Annotated in this window: 20 protein-coding genes; 4 read left to right on the top strand and 16 right to left on the bottom strand. The window is 35.2% G+C overall.

Features of this window, described 5'->3' with window-relative positions; all coding sequences use genetic code 11:
- Positions 1-33: 33 nt before the first annotated feature.
- From P7122_RS09840 to P7122_RS09780, 13 genes are all read right to left on the bottom strand, one after another.
- Positions 34-867 (bottom strand): META domain-containing protein, encoded by an 834-nt coding sequence (locus tag P7122_RS09840; RefSeq protein WP_278005614.1) that lies wholly within the window; start codon positions 865-867, stop codon positions 34-36.
- 87 nt (positions 868-954) lie between these two features.
- Complete coding sequence (locus P7122_RS09835; RefSeq protein ID WP_278005613.1) at positions 955-2,193, bottom strand: aminotransferase class V-fold PLP-dependent enzyme; 1,239 nt, start codon at positions 2,191-2,193, stop codon at positions 955-957.
- On the bottom strand, positions 2,194-3,507 hold the full coding sequence (gene sufD, locus P7122_RS09830; RefSeq protein WP_278005612.1) for a Fe-S cluster assembly protein SufD: 1,314 nt from the start codon (positions 3,505-3,507) through the stop codon (positions 2,194-2,196).
- A gap of 87 nt (positions 3,508-3,594) precedes the next feature.
- A complete protein-coding gene (gene sufC, locus P7122_RS09825; RefSeq protein WP_278005611.1) occupies positions 3,595-4,344 on the bottom strand; it encodes a Fe-S cluster assembly ATPase SufC in 750 nt (249 codons plus the stop codon).
- A 4-nt stretch (positions 4,345-4,348) separates the two neighbouring features.
- Positions 4,349-4,765 carry a hypothetical protein gene (locus P7122_RS09820; RefSeq protein WP_278005610.1) on the bottom strand — a complete coding sequence of 139 codons (417 nt, stop codon included), beginning with the start codon at positions 4,763-4,765 and terminating at the stop codon, positions 4,349-4,351.
- A 2-nt stretch (positions 4,766-4,767) separates the two neighbouring features.
- Positions 4,768-6,216 carry a Fe-S cluster assembly protein SufB gene (sufB, locus tag P7122_RS09815; RefSeq protein ID WP_278005609.1) on the bottom strand — a complete coding sequence of 483 codons (1,449 nt, stop codon included), beginning with the start codon at positions 6,214-6,216 and terminating at the stop codon, positions 4,768-4,770.
- A gap of 30 nt (positions 6,217-6,246) precedes the next feature.
- The gene (locus tag P7122_RS09810; RefSeq protein ID WP_278005608.1) at positions 6,247-6,618 is read right to left on the bottom strand and encodes a four helix bundle protein; all 372 of its coding nucleotides are present in this window, start codon (positions 6,616-6,618) and stop codon (positions 6,247-6,249) included.
- 38 nt (positions 6,619-6,656) lie between these two features.
- Positions 6,657-6,986: a HesB/IscA family protein gene (locus P7122_RS09805; protein ID WP_278005607.1), complete on the bottom strand. Its 330-nt coding sequence runs from the start codon at positions 6,984-6,986 to the stop codon at positions 6,657-6,659.
- A gap of 111 nt (positions 6,987-7,097) precedes the next feature.
- The gene (locus P7122_RS09800; protein ID WP_278005606.1) at positions 7,098-7,334 is read right to left on the bottom strand and encodes a hypothetical protein; all 237 of its coding nucleotides are present in this window, start codon (positions 7,332-7,334) and stop codon (positions 7,098-7,100) included.
- A 108-nt stretch (positions 7,335-7,442) separates the two neighbouring features.
- Positions 7,443-8,495, bottom strand: a complete 1,053-nt coding sequence (locus P7122_RS09795) for a cytochrome-c peroxidase (RefSeq protein ID WP_278005605.1) — start codon at positions 8,493-8,495, stop codon at positions 7,443-7,445.
- Between the two features lie 8 nt (positions 8,496-8,503).
- Positions 8,504-9,274: an MbnP family protein gene (locus P7122_RS09790; protein WP_278005604.1), complete on the bottom strand. Its 771-nt coding sequence runs from the start codon at positions 9,272-9,274 to the stop codon at positions 8,504-8,506.
- A gap of 15 nt (positions 9,275-9,289) precedes the next feature.
- Positions 9,290-10,615 (bottom strand): hypothetical protein, encoded by a 1,326-nt coding sequence (locus tag P7122_RS09785; RefSeq protein WP_278005603.1) that lies wholly within the window; start codon positions 10,613-10,615, stop codon positions 9,290-9,292.
- Between the two features lie 5 nt (positions 10,616-10,620).
- Complete coding sequence (locus P7122_RS09780; protein ID WP_278005602.1) at positions 10,621-11,859, bottom strand: choice-of-anchor B family protein; 1,239 nt, start codon at positions 11,857-11,859, stop codon at positions 10,621-10,623.
- Between the two features lie 107 nt (positions 11,860-11,966).
- Between P7122_RS09780 and thiL the strand changes: the two genes are divergently transcribed.
- Positions 11,967-13,019, top strand: coding sequence for a thiamine-phosphate kinase (gene thiL, locus P7122_RS09775; RefSeq protein ID WP_278005601.1), 1,053 nt, complete (start codon positions 11,967-11,969; stop codon positions 13,017-13,019).
- Here thiL and P7122_RS09770 read toward each other — a convergent pair.
- The 3 genes from P7122_RS09770 to P7122_RS09760 form a co-directional block, all read right to left on the bottom strand.
- A complete protein-coding gene (locus P7122_RS09770; RefSeq protein WP_278005600.1) occupies positions 13,003-13,233 on the bottom strand; it encodes a DUF1660 family phage protein in 231 nt (76 codons plus the stop codon). The two genes, thiL and P7122_RS09770, sit on opposite strands and share 17 nt — an antisense overlap.
- An 85-nt stretch (positions 13,234-13,318) precedes the next feature.
- Positions 13,319-13,561, bottom strand: coding sequence for a DUF1660 family phage protein (locus tag P7122_RS09765; protein WP_278005599.1), 243 nt, complete (start codon positions 13,559-13,561; stop codon positions 13,319-13,321).
- A 75-nt stretch (positions 13,562-13,636) separates the two neighbouring features.
- Positions 13,637-14,413: an alpha/beta fold hydrolase gene (locus tag P7122_RS09760; protein WP_278005598.1), complete on the bottom strand. Its 777-nt coding sequence runs from the start codon at positions 14,411-14,413 to the stop codon at positions 13,637-13,639.
- 141 nt (positions 14,414-14,554) lie between these two features.
- Here P7122_RS09760 and P7122_RS09755 point away from each other — a divergent pair, with 141 nt between their 5' ends.
- The 3 genes from P7122_RS09755 to P7122_RS09745 are packed head-to-tail and all read left to right on the top strand — an operon-like array spanning position 14,555 to position 18,110.
- Entirely contained in the window at positions 14,555-16,105 is a 1,551-nt protein-coding gene (locus tag P7122_RS09755; RefSeq protein WP_278005597.1) for a serine hydrolase, read from the top strand.
- Complete coding sequence (brnQ, locus tag P7122_RS09750) at positions 16,105-17,409, top strand: branched-chain amino acid transport system II carrier protein (RefSeq protein WP_278005596.1); 1,305 nt, start codon at positions 16,105-16,107, stop codon at positions 17,407-17,409. The genes P7122_RS09755 and brnQ overlap by 1 nt, the downstream gene beginning before the upstream one ends.
- Positions 17,406-18,110: a DNA adenine methylase gene (locus tag P7122_RS09745; RefSeq protein WP_278005595.1), complete on the top strand. Its 705-nt coding sequence runs from the start codon at positions 17,406-17,408 to the stop codon at positions 18,108-18,110. The genes brnQ and P7122_RS09745 overlap by 4 nt, the downstream gene beginning before the upstream one ends.
- The last annotated feature ends 93 nt before the right edge of the window (positions 18,111-18,203 follow it).

Below are 18,203 nucleotides of genomic sequence, written 5' to 3'. Positions count from 1 at the left end.
ATAACATTCATTTAAAACAAAGTTACAAAATAGCTACTGTTTAGTCGCTATTTCTGCCATTGATAATATCTTATTAACTATTGATTCTATTTCTTTTGGTGGTTTGCCATGATCAAAACTAGGTGTCATGGTTAGGACATCTCCTTTTATAACAGATAATGTTGCGTGTGCCGCACCATCGAATGCACGATTGTCTGTTGGCGCTTTTAGTAGATCTAGATTTTCCACTATATTATTGCTCAAAAGGTTGTTTAGAGCTTTCCAGTCTTGAGGATTGCATGGGTAAGTGTCAATGTTTTTTAAATCTCTGTCTTCTGAAATTTTTATGTCTGTTTTTGAAACTTCAATCTGTTTAAAAGAACCTCTTGTAGAGGCTTTATATATAACAGAATACCTTTTGTAATTATCTTGAACAACATCATCTTTACCTGGTCTTGAAGCTTCATTTTTTGTTGCTGTAAAAAGCTTGGTGTCATTGTTTAAAAAAGTAAGTGTATTGTCTTTTATAACAAATGAGTTGACTTTGTTTAAGGCTTCAATAAAGTCTTTTTCTACAGTGTTTAGGTCTGGATTACAGTATTTTTTTGAAGTAACAATTGGTCCGAATTTAATTGTATTTTCTTTAAGAGTGTAGCTTCCAAAAAAAGAATTACAGCCCGAAATACCTGAAGCTTCGTTAGTAGAATCATTAAATTTTATTGTTACAGGTTTTAATGCTACGTCTTTAGATCCTAATTGTTGTAAGTTGTAAGTTCCGGATAAGCTTACTTGAGACGAACTTTCTTTTTGTTCGGTTAAAGTTTCTTTTGCAGAATTACAAGAGCCTGTAAGTATTATAAGTGTAAAAATGCTTAGTAAAAATTTCATAAATAAAGGTTTTATTAATCTAAGTTACACTTTTGATGCCAAACTTTAGATAATCTACGTTAAGTATCTCTTAGCTTGTTATAGAAATTAAGAAAGCATCATTATAGCTTTTTTTAATGAAGCTATAAATGTGTCTACTTCTTCTTTTGTATTATAAAACATAAAAGAAGCTCTAACAGTACCAGGAATTTTAAAATAATCCATTATAGGCTGTGCACAATGGTGGCCAGTACGTACAGCAATGCCCAATTTGTCTAAAATAGTGCCAATATCGTAAGGATGAATATTACCAACGTTAAAAGAGATCACAGATGTTTTGTGCTTAGATGTGCCGTAAATTTTTACACCTTCAATAGCTTGTAGTTGAGAAGTAGCGTACTCTAACAGCTCGTTTTCGTAATTGGCTAGAGTATTAAAGCCAACTGTATTCATGTAATCCAGAGCTGCTCCAAAAGCAATTCCGCCACAAATATTCGGTGTTCCGGCTTCAAATTTATGAGGTAAATCAGCGTATGTAGTTTTTTCGAATGTTACTTCGGCAATCATTTCGCCTCCTCCTTGGTAAGGAGGTAGTTTTTTTAGCCATTCTTCTTTTCCATAAAGTATTCCAACACCTGTAGGACCACACATTTTGTGAGCAGAGCAAACGTAAAAATCGACATCTAATTCTTGTACATTGGCTTTAATGTGCGGAGCAGCTTGTGCGCCATCAACTAAAACAGCAGCACCAACGTTATGTGCTTTTTCTATTATGGTTTCAATAGGATTTATTGTACCAAGTGCGTTAGAAACATGGTTGACAAAAACAAGTTTTGTGTTAGGGTTTAATAGCTTTTCAAATTCTGAAATTACTAATTCACCATCAGTATTCATGGGAATTACTTTGAGAATTGCGCCTGTGCGTTCGCAAAGCATTTGCCATGGCACAATATTGCTGTGGTGCTCTAAAGCAGAGACAATGATTTCATCTCCTTTTTTTAATAACGAAGAAAAACCATTAGCAACTAAATTAATACCATGCGTTGTTCCAGAAGTAAAAATTATTTCGTGAGATAGCTTAGCATTAAAATGCTTTTGAATTTTAATACGTGCTTGTTCATAAGCATCAGTAGCTTCTTGACTCAAGCTATGTACACCTCTATGGATGTTAGCATTATAATTACTGTAATAATCTACAATAACATCTATAACCTGTTGAGGTGTTTGCGATGTTGCTGCATTATCCAAATATATTAAAGGCTTGCCATTAACTTCCCTTTTAAGAATAGGGAAATCCTTTCTTATTTGTTCTACATCGAGAGTGGTATGGCTTAAGACTTTATTCATTTATAAATCAAACCCAATATTTACACCAAGCTTGTTGGCAATTATTTTGGTAATTCTATTTTTTATTTCTGGGATTTTAACAGAGTCTAAAACGTTGTTACTAAACGCAAACATTAATAAACCTCTTGCTTCCTTTTCAGGAATACCACGAGATCTTAAATAGAACATAGCACTTTCGTCTAACTGCCCAATTGTACAACCGTGAGAACACTTTACATCGTCAGCAAAAATCTCTAATTGAGGTTTTGTGTTTATAGTAGCTTTATCGCTTAATAAAATATTGTTGTTAGCCTGAAAAGCATCAGTTTTCTGGGCCTCTTTTTCAACTAAAACCTTACCGTTAAATACGCCTGTTGCGCTATCTCCAAATATACCTTTGTAATCTTGGTGACTCTCGCAATTTGGCTCAATATGGTGTACTAAAGTGTTATGGTCTACATGCTGCTTGTTACCAATGATGGTAATACCTTTCATAGTAGAATCTATACGCTCTCCGTTTTGATAGAAGTTAAGATTGTTTCTTGTAATCTTTCCACCAAAAGAAAAGGTATGCACCTTAGCTAAGCTTTCTCTTTTTTGATCTATAAAAGTGTTGTCTATTAAAGAAGCTGTTTCTCTGTCATTCTGAATTTTGTAGTAATCTACAATGGCACGCTTATTTGTAAAAATCTCAGTAACCGAATTGGTTAAAACCGGATTTTCTGTTAAGCTTTGATGACGCTCAATGATTTGAACATGAGCATTTTCGTCTACAACGACTAAGTTTCTAGGTTGTAGCATTAATGCAGCTTCGTTTCCGGTAGAAAAGTGTAAAATCTGTATTGGTTTTTCTACCAGCTTGTTTTTTGGGATGTGTATGTAAGCGCCTTCTGCAGAAAATGCAGTGTTTAAAGCAGACATACTATCTTTTGAAGCTATTTTGTTGAAATAATTTTCAATGACAAGTCTGTATTTTGGCTTTGTTAAGGCTGCAGACATTAAGCAAACATCAATACCATCATGTGTGGTTTGAGACAAATGCGAAGAATACTTACCATCGATAAAAACAATCTTGTAAGAGTCTATATCGTGAATAAAGTATTTTTTTACATCTTTAAATTCCAGAGCATCTTCATGCTTAGGGAACACACTATAGTCGTGTTTTAATATTGAATTTAAGGATGTATACTTCCAAGCTTCTTGTTTTTTTGTCGGAAAACCGTCTGCTTCAAAGGTTTTTATAGCTTCAGTACGTATATCATGTATAGGTGAGTTAACATCTACTGTGTCCTCAAAGGCCATAAATGATGATACTAATTTTTCTTTTAATTCCATTTTTGTAAGTTGAAATGTTTAAAAGTTGGGTGTTTAAAAGTTAATCTATAAACTTTACAACTTTTTACTTTTTAACTCAAGAATTGGTTAAACCAATTCTTGCTTTATCCAATCGTAACCTTTAGCTTCTAACTCGTGCGCTAATTCTTTTGTGCCAGACTTTACAATACGTCCGTTGTAAAGTACGTGTACGTAATCTGGAACAATATAATCTAGTAAACGCTGATAGTGTGTAATAACAATAACAGCATTGTCTTTAGATTTTAGCTTGTTTACACCATTAGCTACAATTCTTAAAGCATCGATATCCAGACCAGAATCTGTTTCGTCAAGGATAGCAAGTTTTGGTTCTAACATTGCCATCTGAAAAATTTCGTTACGTTTTTTCTCACCACCCGAAAAGCCTTCATTTAAAGAGCGTGATAAAAATTTACGGTCTATTTCTAAAAGTTCAGACTTTTCACGAATCATCTTAAGCATTTCGTTAGCAGGCATATCTTCTAAGCCTTTAGCTTTTCGAGTTTCGTTAATAGCTGTTTTCATAAAGTTAGTGACACTAACTCCAGGAATTTCTACAGGATACTGAAATGATAAGAAAACACCTTTGTGTGCACGTTCTTCGGCAGCTAATTCGTCAATGTTTTCGCCTTCTAATAAAATTTCACCTTCTTCAACTTCATACTCTTCTTTACCAGCAATAACTGAAGCTAATGTACTTTTACCAGAGCCATTAGGTCCCATGATAGCATGTACTTCGCCAGGTTTAACTTCAAGGTTAATACCTTTTAAGATTGCTTTATCTTCTACGCTTGCGTGTAAGTTGTTTATCTTTAACATTGTCTTAGTTTGATAATTTTATAACGTCTTCTTTGTTTGTGTTTGGTTTTTCAACCTTTAATATGTCTTTAATTTCTAAAGCATATTCCCACTCAATATTTGGGTTTGTGTTTTTTATTTTTTTTACTCTAACTGTTACAGGTACAGAAGTGTATAGGTTTTCCTTAAATGGTTTTACTTCTTTATTGAGCTGGTGCATATTGTCATCCACAACTACAGAATAAATAGTGCCATTTGGCGACTGAAAAACCGCAGCATTTTGGTTTTCATCATATACAAATTCGCCTTTTATTGTTATGTAACCGTCGTTTTGATCATAAGATTTTGCACGGTTGTCTTCTAAGTTAGTCTCTGGTTTTGTATCATTTTTACAACTCAAAAAACTAACTAATGTCAATAAAATAATTGCAATTTTTTTCATATCTATCCTACTGAACCTTCTAAGCTGATTTCTAATAATTTCTGAGCCTCAACAGCAAATTCCATTGGTAGTTTGTTAAGAACCTCTTTACTAAAACCATTAACGATTAAGGCTATTGCTTTTTCGGTATCTATACCACGTTGGTTACAGTAAAAAATCTGGTCTTCACCAATTTTACTAGTTGTAGCTTCGTGCTCTATTTGTGCAGTTTTGTTTTTGGCTTCTATATATGGAAAGGTGTGTGCACCACACTCGTTACCCATTAACAAACTATCACACTGTGAGAAGTTACGAGCATTTTCTGCTCTTGGGCTTATTTGCACTAAACCTCTATATGAATTTTGAGATTTACCTGCTGAGATTCCTTTTGAGATAATGGTTGACTTGGTATTCTTACCCAAGTGAATCATTTTGGTACCTGTGTCTGCTTGCTGAAAATTGTTAGTAACAGCAATAGAATAAAATTCGCCTACAGAGTTATCTCCTTTAAGTACGCAGCTTGGGTATTTCCATGTTACGGCAGAACCAGTTTCTACCTGTGTCCAAGAAATTTTTGAGTTTTTCTCACATAAACCACGTTTGGTTACAAAGTTGAAAACACCACCTTTACCTTCAGCATTTCCTGGGAACCAGTTTTGTACAGTAGAGTATTTTATTTCGGCATCTTCTAAAGCAATTAGCTCTACAACAGCTGCGTGCAATTGGTTCTCGTCTCTACTTGGTGCAGTACAACCTTCAAGGTAACTTACGTAGCTTCCTTCGTCTGCAATAACAAGCGTTCTTTCAAACTGGCCAGTTCCTGCTTGGTTAATACGGAAATAGGTAGAAAGCTCCATTGGGCAACGCACTCCTTTAGGAATGTAGCAAAATGAACCATCACTAAATACTGCTGAGTTTAAAGCCGCATAGAAATTGTCTTTCTGCGGAACAACAGTACCAATATATTTTTTTACAAGTTCTGGATGCTCTTTAATAGCTTCAGAAATACTCATAAAGATGATGCCTTTTTCAGCAAGAGTTTCTTTGAAGGTAGTAGCTACAGATACAGAATCTACAACTACATCCATTGCGACACCTGCTAATTTTTTTTGCTCATCTAGAGAAATACCAAGTTTTTCAAAAGTAGCTAATAGCTCAGGATCTACCTCATCTAAGCTATCGTATTTTGGTTTGCTGTTTGGTGCAGAATAATAAGAAATTGCCTGGAAATCTGGCTTTTCGTAGTTAACGTTAGCCCAATCCGGTTCTTCCATTTCTTGCCACACCTTAAAAGCTTCGAGCCTCCATTCTGTCATCCATTCTGGCTCTTCTTTCTTTCGAGAAATTGCTTTTATTATGTCTTCGTTAAGTCCATTAGGAAAAGTCTCAGATTCAATATCTGTATAAAAACCATATTCGTATTCTTTGGTTTTTAATTCTTCTCTTAAATCGTCTTCAGTATATTTACTCATATTTAAGTTAAATGTTCTAAAGGTTTAAAGTTATAAAGTTGAGTTTAAATATTTGATTAAGCCACTTAATAACTTTGAAACTTCATTTACTTTTATATTTAATTTAGAGAATTCATCTTTGTTTATATAATTTAAGTCAAATGCTAAATACAGCTGTGAACGAAATTCACCTGAAGAAGCTTTGGCGATATACAAAAATCTAATGAACTCTTTAGTGGTCTCTCTTTCAAATCCTTCAGCTATATTTGAAGAAATTGAAATACTAGATCTTCTAATTTGATCTCTTAATCCAAAATCTTTAGAAAAAGAGTCGTTTTTGTTTGTAATGTTGTAAATGTCTTTGTTTAATTCTCTTGCTTTCTGCCAAGAAATAATTTCTTCGAAAGACCTAAACTTTGCCATTTACTTTTAAACTTTTTACTTTCTACTTTTAAACTGAGTTATAACGAAAAACTCTCGCCACAACCACATGTTCTGTTGGCGTTAGGATTGTTAAAAACAAATCCTGTTCCGTTTAATCCTCCTGAGTATTCTAAAGTAGTACCAATAAGGTATAAGAAACTCTTTTTGTCTACAATGATTTTTACACCATTATCTTCAAAGACTTTATCTCCTTCGATTTGCTCTTTGTCAAATTTTAAATCATACGACAAACCAGAGCAACCTCCACTTTTAACACCAACTCTAATGTAGTCAGTACTAGGATTGTAGCCGTCGTCACTCATTAGTTCAACGACTTTTTTCTTTGCTTGTTCAGAAACTTTAATCATATATTAGAGCAGATTAATTCTAAATTGAATGCAAATATACGATTTAACTAAGGTTTAACCATATTAACTAACATTATATTAGCATATGATTTTATAGCGTTTTCCTATTGATTAAGAAAATCTGGGCTTGGTAATTTGAAGCTTAAGATGAAATAATTGTCTGAGAGTAGTTTGTATGTGCTTGTTCGATACGCTTAACTCTTCAAAGTTACCACTGGCATCTGTTTTTACAACAGCGTTACAGTGAGAACATGTAAGTTCAGCAGTTTGATCAGAATTCGTTTTAGACTTCACATAATTATGACCAAACACAGCACAGGGCAATGCTTTGCTTGTAGTAGATTTCATTTCATAAAGATTTGGGAGTCAAAAAGTAAGTAAAATGAAAGTAGGAGAATGATTAAATTCGATATTTTTCGATGAAATACACTTAAAAACAAGAATATACCTACAAAATTAATTCTGAAAGTCTGGATTTACTAAGAGTGAAGGGTCAGAAAGTGTTAGTAGAAAGGCTTTTAAATCTGCTTTTTCTTGGTCAGATAATTGTACTCCTCCTTGCGCTACTTTTTTCATTAAAGGATCTATGGTAGGAGAATTTTGAAGTCCTTCACTATAATGATCTATAACTTCGTCTAAAGTAGTAAATCTACCATCGTGCATATATGGTGCTGTGTATTCTAAATTACGAAGCGATGGAGTTTTAAACTTGCCATTATCGTTAGGATCTCCTGTAAAAACACCAAGACCTAAGTCTGTTAATGTAGCGTCTAAGCCATTGTTATGGAAATCATTATCCGTCCAAAGCGGGTTGTTTGGGTTGCCGTGACAATGAAAACAATCTCCTTTATCTTCTCTTAAAAAAATGTCTAAACCATTAAGTTCTTGCTGTGTTAATGAGGCTTGACCAAGAGAATATCTATCAAATTTAGAATTTGCAGAAATCAAAGTGCGTTCAAATTGAGCTATGGCTTTTGTGACTAGATCTTTGCTAATCGTTGAGGTGTTAAAGGCTAATTGAAATAATTCTGGGTATTCCGGATGATTTTGTAATCTATCAATAACATCATCCCAGTTGCTTTGTAGTTCAATAGGATTTGTTACTGGTCCTTCGATTTGCCGCTCTAGACTTAGCTCTCTCCCTGTCCATGTAAAACGTTCGTTGTAATTCCATGCTAAATTAAATAAGGGCATAGAGTTGCGAAATCCTGCAACACCTGCAACACCTATGCTAGTTGGTGTGTTGTCTGAAAATGCATTTTGAGGAGAGTGGCAAGAGGCGCAAGATTTTGAACCATCAGAGGAAAGAATTTCATCAAAGAATAATTTTTTTCCTAATGCAACACCTTCAACGGTTTGAGGATTGTCTGTTGGAATTATTGGAGGAATAATATTGTTTGAAAATATTTCGGGAACATCCAAAGGTAACGCTGCAGGTTGATAACCTGAATCGTCCTTAGAACAACTAGAGAACAGAATAATTGTAAGAAGTGTTAATACCTTTTTCACTTTTCTATCTATTGAAATACATCTCCTAGGCTAAAAGCATTTTGTCCGTTTTGGTACATCATAATCTGCGCTGCAGAATTTGGCATAAGCATCTGGTTGTACATGTTTAGATCCCATAAATTGGGACTTTTAAACCATTCTGCAATATTCATTTTTACTTCAATTTCTACGTCGTTAGTAATATCTATGGCTCCAAGATTTACGGTAAAAAATGTGTCTTGTGGAAATGTAGGATTAACTCCGGAATTATCCACAGCTCTTATTGCATGATAGTTAAATCCTTGTTCCTCCATGTTAGAGTTGATAAACTTGCCATCAAATTGCATGTAGTGGTAGCCACCTCCCATCATTTCTGGTACATTAAAGGATGCTGAGTTTAAATCAGTATGGTTTTTGGCATTATCTTCATTGTCTAAGCCAAAGGTAAAAGACACATTTGTATAGTTGCCAATAGGAATACGAGTGTTTGGTGTGTACTCCGTATTTACTTCATTAGTGAGGTCCACCAGATTATATACATCGAGTTCAATTTCTTCTCCATTTTCTTTTGTAAAAATGATATCTGAAATAACATATCGAAGTCTTTCTAAGCCAATAGTTTCTCCATGTGCATTTACATATTGAATAGGACCAAAATTATAATGTCTGATTAATGCTCCATCCCAATTGTGGGTAAACTTAAATGTTGTTGAAACCTCAGTAACATTACCTGAATCGTCACTAGAGTTGCACGAAATCAGTATAACAAGTAGGCAAAAGAGTGAAACAATTTTTTTCATTTTGATTCTGTTTTTTTAATCAATTTTAATAATCAGCAAATCAGAGAATCCTTTATTTTCTATAATATCACCATCATTGCTGGCAGTATCACCAACAGCAATAACTGATCCATTTGCAAGTTCTGCAACATCATATGAGAAGTCAATGTTAGAACCGCCAAAAGTAGTCTCCCATAAAAGGTTTCCGTTGTTGTCGGTTTTTAAAATCCAGGCATCATTTTGTCCTTTGTTTTCAGAGACATCTATATCGCTACTTCTGGAACTACCAGAAATTATAAAACCATTGTTTTGTGAATTTTCTATCGCTCTGGCTACATCAAAATTAGAACCTCCTATGGTTTTTTCCCAAATGAGATTTCCGGTTGGAGAAATTTTTATTAGCCATAAATCTGCAGCTCCTTTATTTTGCGAAACATCATTATCATTACTGCGTGTGTCTCCAGCTATGATGTAATTACCGTCGCCAGATTTAATAATGGCTCTGGCTTCATCTATTTGAGAGCCACCAAATGATTTTTCCCAAACTAGGTCACCGGATGATGAAATTTTAATAACCCAAAAATCATAAGTACCAATATTGCCCGAAATATCAGTGTCTTCGCTGTCTGAGCTTCCTGCGATAATAAACCCGTTATCTTCGGTTTGAACCACTCCGTAAGGTGTGTCAGTGAAGTTTCCGCCATAGTAACGGCTCCATTCTAAATTGCCTGAGATATCGAGTTTCAAAGCCCAGTAATCTCCACCAGCATGTCTGTTGGCTGTTCGTTGGGTATTTCCTTCACCTCCAGAAGCCGTGACATCTAAAATGCCTGTGATTAAAAACCCTTGATCATTAGTTTCAATCAAAGAAATACCAGAATCAGCTCCTTGGTAACCAAACGATTTTTCCCATAATATACTTCCACTTGCATTTAGCTTAACTATCCAATAGTCTTGTAATCCTGCATTGTTTGAAGCATCATCATTGTTGCTAAAGCTATAGCCTAAAATGGCGTAGCCACCATCTGAAGTTTCAATAATATCATTGCCTCTGTCGTCTAAAGATCCTCCATAGGTTTTTTGCCATTGCAGTTGGTCATTTGCGTCAAATTTTAGTATCCAATAATCAAAACTATCGTCTTGTTTGTCTGTAATGTCGTTGTCATTACTTTGCGTGTGTCCTAATACAATATAACCACCATCAGTGGCTGCTGTTACAGATTGAGCACTATCATTTTTTGAGCCTCCATAGGTTTTGACAAACTCAGGAGAGTTATTGTTATTAGCAGGTGAAGAATCATCACTGCTACAGTTCGTTAGTAGAAGAATCAAAAAACAATATGTAGCAACTGTTTTGGACATGAGCTTTAATTTGAAGGTCTTACAATAAACAGTCCACCATTTATGTCACTGACTACAATATTTCCACTTTCAAAAAAAGGATAAATATTCCACGCACCATTAAAAGATGTATTATCATCAGCAATGTAAGTGTCTATGTATGCAGTTTCTGTCATAATTCCGGCATCTAGGTTAGAAATATCAATAGCTCTAAGTCCTGCGGTGTAATTGGCAACATAAAATGTATTGCCAACCACATAGCCGTTGTGGTCTATCGCTGCGGTTGGTCCAAGATATTCCATATGATATTGAGGATTGTCCAGGTCGCTAAAATTAAAAACGATAGTTCTTGAGTTGATACCAAAACTTATTTCGTCGACTTCGTCCCCAAGTATAAAATATACCTTGTCTTCTGTAAACCAGCCTTGATGTGTGTATCCAATGTTACCATAATCTATGGTAGAAATTTGAACAGGATTATCCTTGTCTGTAACATCAACTATGACTACTTCATTTTCGTTACTTCCGATCAAAATTTCTTTGCCAGTGTAATCTGTGTCTGGACCATTGTAAGTCACTACCTGAGCATCATGAGAATAAGCATCTGCAGCATAACCTCCAGCAGCAACAGGAGATGTAGGGTTTTGAATATTTACAAAATGCGGACCTCCACTATATGTATCCGATCCTACTGCGTATGCAAAACCGCTATCTTCATTAATTACGATATTGTGAGCTCGGCCAAACTCATTATAGTTGGCGTCTGCTGTAAACGTTTCTGGAGGATTAGCAACATTCCTCAAACGTGTTAAGTCAAAGACTTGCATGCCATGTCCAGGTGCCTCACTTACAATAAATGCATGGTTATTATATACTTTAATATCTCTCCAAGGACTATTAGAGGTTGCAGTAGGAAGCGTACCCAATAAAATAGGGTTTGATGCGTCTGTAATATCAACAAAAGCAGCATTAACATTAGTGCCAACTAAAGCATATTCTTTTCCGGTTTGAGGGTCTGTCCAGCCCCAAGAATCATTTCCTTCTGCTCCATCTCCACCCAAAATATCGACAGGTATCTGACTCATTAAATCAAAACCATTGCATGGAAGTCCGTTGGCAAATCCATTTTCGCAAGGGTGTTGAGGTGAGGAATTAACGTTGCTGCTGTTGTCGTCATCAGAGCATCCTGATAATAAAAGTGATATAAAAAGGAAGCTAATAATAGTATACGTGTAGGTCTGCCTTTTAAAGACTGTAATTTTCATAAGCTTTTTTTAGCAATTTACAGTAATTTTTAAAAATTATTAGTATTACTAGATAATTAACGTGGGTCTAGACGCTTTTATTTAAAAAAGCATAATATTTTTGCACTATGATAGAAGATAAGAATCCTAAGCGAACACCTTTGAGTGCGTTAGGTGAGTTTAAACTTATAGACCACTTAACAGAACATTTTAAGATTAGTCATAAATCTACTGTAAAAGGTATTGGAGATGATGCAGCAGTTTTAAGTTATGGGAAAAAGCAAATTGTAGTATCTACAGACCTATTGGTAGAAGGAGTGCATTTTGATTTAAGTTATGTGCCGTTAAAACATTTGGGTTATAAGGCTGTAATGGTCAATCTTTCAGATGTATATGCTATGAATGCTAAAGCAACACAAATTACGGTGTCTATAGCTGTGTCTAATCGTTTTCCTCTGGAAGCTTTGGAAGAATTGTATGCTGGTATTACCACAGCAGCAGAAATTTATAAAATTGATGTTGTTGGAGGTGATACAACGTCGTCAACGTCTGGTTTAATTATTTCTGTTACAGCAATAGGTGAAGTTGAAAAAGGAAACGAAGTCTTGCGTTCTGGTGCAAAACCAAATGATTTGTTAGTTGTAACGGGAGATATTGGTGGAGCTTATATGGGACTACAAGTTTTAGAACGCGAAAAGGAAGTTTTTAAGGTAAATCCAAATTCGCAGCCAGACTTGTCTATGTATACCTATATTGTTGAAAGACAATTAAAGCCTGAAGCACGAAGAGATATTATAGAGTTGCTTCAGAAATTAGAGGTAAAACCTACGAGTATGATTGATATTAGTGATGGTTTGTCGTCTGAGGTTATTCATTTATGTAAGCAAAGTAAGGTTGGTGTTGATATCTACGAAAATAAGATTCCACTAGACCCTCAAGTAATATCAACTTGCGAAGAGTTTGATATAGACAGTACAACGGTAGCTTTAAATGGAGGTGAAGATTATGAGTTGTTAATGACAATTTCTCAAGAAGATTATCCGAAGATAAAAGGAAATCCTAATCTTACTGTTATTGGTTACATGACAGAAGAAGAGAGAGGAATGCACTTAGTGACAAGAGCAGAGCAAAAAATACCAATTATTGCAAAAGGTTGGAATGCACTTAATAATCAGCCATAAGAAGTTTTTGGCCTTTTTCTAAACGCTTGTTGTGTACGCGGTTTAAAACCGAATTGATTTCTTTGAATTTTGGTGTTAAAGGAATGAATTTGCCATTGCCATCTATAGTCATTTCAGATTTGCAATGCTTGCATTTGTATTCTTTAACATGATAGGTTACTAATTTTGAGACTTGATAATCATGTCCAAATAACGAGCAATACACATTTTTCATTGTGAGTACTATTTTCTTAGTTTAAGGGATGTAATTCAATAGGAATTAAATATAAGAAAAAGGGTTATTCACAGGTTGTTAACACTTAACAAATCGATGAATTGAGTGTTTTTCGCTTTAAACGCAACATTCTGTTGTTGTATATGCGTTCTAGTGCAGAGTTTATTTCTTGATACTTAGGTGTTAATTCTCTGAGCTTGCCGTTACTATCTGTAGTTAATTGTTTTTTGCAGCAAGTGCAGGTGTACTCTTTAACGTGGTTTGTTACTTTTCTTGTCATCTTGTACTTATGACCAAAGAAATCGCAGTAGATTTTGGTTGCTGACATAGTAGGTTAGGATTATGGGTAAACAAAATGGTTGGTTAAACTTAGTAAAAAATCAACACAAAACGTTTAAATGAGTTATTTTTCGATAAAACGAATTAAAAAGTAAGTTAATTCTGATATATTTTCAATATAACTCATGTGGCCTTCAGATAATTCAGCAAAATTTATATCTGTATTTTCAATTTTAGAAAGAAGTTGTTCTCTGTTGATTAATGTGTCTTTTTTGCCTATAATTACAAGTTTATCAGCATTAAGGGTCTTAAAAACTTCAAATCGGTTCGGTCTAAGCTTCATACCTTCATTAGCAGCCATGTAGCCTTGAAGCGATGTTTTTAGCGCAATGTTTAAAGCAGCTTCATATTGCGCTTTAAAGTTGATTTTGCTTTGAGGTGCAAAAAGATTAGCAAAAGACATGCGTATTAAATTCTCAAAATTAGTCTTAGCCATTTCGTTGGCGCGAGTTCTTAGGGCTTTACGTTCTTCTGTGTCAGCTTCAAACGTAGAATTCATCAAACAAAGTCCTTCAAAAAGTTGAGGTTGTTGTTCTGCTAATGCTAAAGCTACATAGCCTCCCATAGAATGACCTATAAACTTTGCTTTTTCAATGCTTAGGTGTTGCAACACGGCAAAGACTGCGTCAGCCATGTCTTCCATAGTATGCACATAGCCTAAGGACGCTGTTTCTCCATGACCTAAAAGATCTATGGAAACTACTTGATGTGTTCTTGCAATTTCAGGAGCTAAGTCGCGCCACATTTCAGATGTTTCTAAAAATCCGTGCAACAAAACAACAGTTTCACCTTTGCCAGAAACTGTAAAATAAACACTAATGTTTTTGTAGTCTATAGTCATGTTTGCAAAGATAATTTTTGAAATTGGTTAGCGATGCAATCCCTTTCATATTTGTTATATTTACCACTCATTATTATTAACACTATACGTCAGTTCGAATGAATTCGGAATCATTCGAACTGAAGAAAAAATAAAATTTCTATGCTTTTAAAACGACTTTTTATAGCCATTATTTTTATAGGTAGCATCAATGCTTCTGCACAACTAAAAGAAGCTGAAATAGATAAACTAGTGAAAGAAACACTCACTACTTTCGATGTGCCAGGCATTTCGGTTGGTGTATTTAAAGACGGAAAAGAAGTCTATGCAAAAGGGCATGGAGTACGATCTTTAACCTCCAAAAAAGACATGAATTCTGAAACCTTAGTAGGTGTAGCTTCCAATAGTAAAGGCTTTACGTGTTTTGCATTGGCGATGCTGGTTGACGAAGGAAAATTAGATTGGGACGATCCTGTGCGTAAGTACATTCCAGAGTTTCAATTGTACGATCCTTGGGTTACCGAGAATTTTACGGTTAGAGATTTGGTAACACACAGAAGTGGTATGGGATTAGGTGCTGGTGATCTTATGTTTTTTCCTGAAGGGAATGATTTTACGGTTCAGGATATCATTGATAACGTAAAGTTTTTAGAGCCTGAAACCTCATTCAGAAGTAAGTTTGCCTATAACAATAATATGTTCATTATTGCTGGTGAAGTTTTAAAACGCATTAGTGGATTGTCTTGGGAAGATTTCATTGAAACCAAGATTATGAAACCTGTTGGTATGACGAGTTCTAAAGCTTCTTATAATCGTGTTACTGATAAATCTAATATTATTGATGCACACACCAGAGCTGAAGGTAAGGTGATTCAAATTCCACATGATTGGAGCGAAACTGCAAACGCAGCAGGTGGTATTGTGAGTAATGTACATGATATGATGACTTGGGCAAAGTTTTTAATGAATGATGCTGTTACAGAAAAAGGAGAACGTTTATTGAGCGAAGCACAGTTTCACGAGCTTTGGCAATTGCAAACACCATTAAAAGTCAGAGCCAACGATTCGTATGATTCTAATTTTAGAGGTTACGGATTGGGTTGGTTTGTAACAGATGTGAAAGGTGGACATATACAAGTTTATCATACAGGAGGATTGATTGGTACTGTGACGCAGTTTACCATGATTCCAGATTTGGATTTGGCTATTGTAGTATTAACCAATCAAATGAACGGTTCTGCATTTACGACAATTACAAACACCATTAAAGATTCTTATTTAGGCTATGAAAACCGTAATTGGTTGCAACGCTTAGGACAAAATAATGCCGATTATTTAAAATATAACGATAGCATAAAAAGAGAAGTTTTTGCTCAGGTAGAAAAGGCAAAAACGCAATTAACAATACCAAGTGCAGAGCAAATAGTTGGAACCTACACAGACGATTGGTTTGGTGATATCACTATTGCACACGACGGCAAAAAATACAGTATCAAATGCGAGCGTTCGCCAAGGCTATTTGGCGAATTGTTACCATACAACGCAACAACATTTGTTGCCAAATGGAACGATAGAAGTTACGATGCTGATGTATTTGTGCAGTTCACATTTAATGAAAAGGAGGAAGCCGTTTCTGCAACGATGAAGTACATTGCGCCAATTACTGATTTTAGTTTCGATTTTCACGATTTAGAACTTAAAAAGACCAAATAGTGAATATACAACGCAAAGAACTTTTAGTCACAAGTTTCGCTTTGTTTTCCCTTTTTTTTGGAGCGGGAAACTTATTGTTGCCACCAATGTTGGGTTACAATTCTGGCGAAAACTGGCTTTGGGTTGCTGTAGGCTTTATGATTACAGCCGTTGTTATTCCTATCATTGGAATATTAGCACATGCCAGACTTCAAGGTACGTTGTTTGATTTTGGCAAAAAAGTATCGCCAACATTCAGTTTGATTTATTGCATTTTAATTTATGTTATTGCTGTTGCCATTCCATCTCCTCGAACAGCTGCTGCAACACACGAGATTGCTATTCATCCTGCATTTGGTACGTCTCCATTATTAACCAGTAGTATTTATTTTGCTTTAGTGTTGGTTTTTGTGTTGAATCGTTCCAAAATATTGAATCTCATCGGAAAGTTTCTAACACCATTTATTGTTATTATGTTGCTGGCAGTTATAGCGATTGGATTATTTTATTCAGAATTTTCTACAGGAAGTCCTCAATTTAACACACCTCTAGTTTCTGGAATTTTAGAAGGCTATCAAACCTTTGATGCTATTGGTGCAGTGGTTGTAGGTGCAGTGATTATTATATCGCTTAACTTCGATAATATGGAAGTAAGCCGCTTCGAATCGAAACGAAAACTCATTAGAAACTCAGGCTTTATTGCAGGTTTAGGTCTGTTTGTAATTTACGCTGGATTAATTGCTGTTGGTGCGTATTATGGTTCTGAGATTAGCGTTGATAAAGCCTTGAGTAACGATATGCAACGTGCCAATCTACTGAGAGATATTAGCATAAAGTCCTTGGGCGAGTTTGGTAACACGGTTTTGAGTGTTCTTATTTCTTTGGCTTGTTTTACCACAGCTGTTGGTATTATTGCTGGTACAGCAGATTATTTTAAAGGGTTGTTGAATAATTCGCAAACTGTTTTTGTAGTAACTGCAATCATTGGTTGTGTGTTGGGTGTTATTGTTGGGCAGCTCGATTTTAACTCCATTGTTGTAGTGGCTATTCCTGTATTGTTATTAGTATATCCAATTACTATTATGCTTATTTTACTGAATGTTTTGCCTGAGAGACTAGCAACTCCACTTGTGTTTAGAGCTGTAATTATCGTCACTTTAGTATTCAGCATACCAGATGTTATTGGGTTTTTAAGCCCTTTCGAAGGCTTACAAAAACTAACAGGTTACATTCCTTTAGCAAAGCACAGTTTGGGTTGGGTGTTACCTTCAGTTGTAACCTTTGGAATAGTATCTATGGTGAAATCAAAGCCGAAAGACGCATGAAATACATGGGAAGCAAGGCGCGTTTTGCCAAACATATATTACCAATTATTCTAAAAGACAGACAGCCAAATCAATCTTATATTGAGCCTTTTGCAGGTGGTATGAATATGATAGACAAGGTCGATGGTATCCGAATTGCCAACGATCAGCACGAAGAATTAATGGCCATGTGGCAAGCCTTGATTTACGAGAATTGGGATCCTCCAAAATCGGTAAGTGAGGACGAATACAAAGCCATAAAATACAATCAAGACGACTATCCTAAACATTTGGTGGCTTATGTTGGTTTTAATTCGTTTGGTGGGAAATGGTTTGCAGGTTACCGACGCGATAAGCAAGGTAAACGCGATTATTGGGCAGAACATTACCGAAATATTGCCAAACAAGTGCCAAATCTCGAAGGTGTTATTTTATCCTGTAAATCGTATACCGAATTAGAGATTCCTGAAAACAGTATTGTGTACTGCGATCCACCTTACGCGTCTACCACTAAATACAGAGATAGTTTCGACCATGACAAATTTTGGGAATGGTGCAGACAGCAAAGCAAAATAGGACATCAATTGTTTGTTAGCGAATACAATGCACCAGAAGATTTCAACTGTATTTGGGAAAAACCAGCAAAAACAAGTTTCTCATGGCATGCTGATAACTTGCCTGCTAAAAAGAGTGTAGAGCGTTTATTTATCTACAAGAACTAAAGCGCTATTGTCATTCTTGCGCATGCAGGAATCCACCTTTTAGTGATGTCACTCTTCTCGTTTTGTTAATTATATAACAAATTGTAATTAATT

The sequence above is a fragment of the Winogradskyella marincola genome, from assembly GCF_029624125.1.
In the GTDB taxonomy this organism is placed as follows: domain Bacteria; phylum Bacteroidota; class Bacteroidia; order Flavobacteriales; family Flavobacteriaceae; genus Winogradskyella; species Winogradskyella marincola.
This window is presented reverse-complemented; position numbering and strand designations above follow the sequence as displayed.